We start from the raw sequence: 442 nt of genomic DNA on the forward strand, positions 1-442 counted from the left end.
TAAACGTAAACGACGGTTTTGTCTTCTTGAGCGTTCGATTCTTTGGTAAATACCGCTGCGTAGATAACGACAAAATTCAAAAGATCATCTCAAATATACACTCCGCAAGCAAAGAAAAGTCAAATTTCATAGACTATATCGACGAGATAAACGCCATCTTGCTTACGCTTAAAAACTACTATCTAAAGATCATACCACTAAACACACCGCAGATAACGCAGATAAAAGAGCACCTCATAGACTCTTTAGCCCAAAAGATCGCCCTATACAAGCAAAACAAAAGTATAAATTCAAAAAAAGAGTTTGCCCTCTATCTTGAAAAGATCGACTTTGGAGTATTGTTTGGTCAATACGAGATAAAAGACAAGATAACCCTAGCCATAACAAAAGGCTACGACAAATACCTATCTCAAAAAAGCTACGAAAACGAGCCCCGCAAGAT

1 protein-coding gene is annotated in these 442 nt (G+C 37.3%); it reads left to right on the forward strand.

Going from position 1 to position 442, the window contains the following annotated elements; genetic code table 11:
- Positions 1-26: 26 nt before the first annotated feature.
- Positions 27-442, forward strand: a 416-nt coding sequence (locus CYP05_RS04100; protein WP_141090276.1) for a hypothetical protein, incomplete at its 3' end; no start/stop codon positions are given.

Origin of the sequence: Campylobacter concisus (genome assembly GCF_002913545.1) — a bacterium.
In the GTDB taxonomy this organism is placed as follows: Bacteria; Campylobacterota; Campylobacteria; order Campylobacterales; family Campylobacteraceae; genus Campylobacter_A; species Campylobacter_A concisus_AV.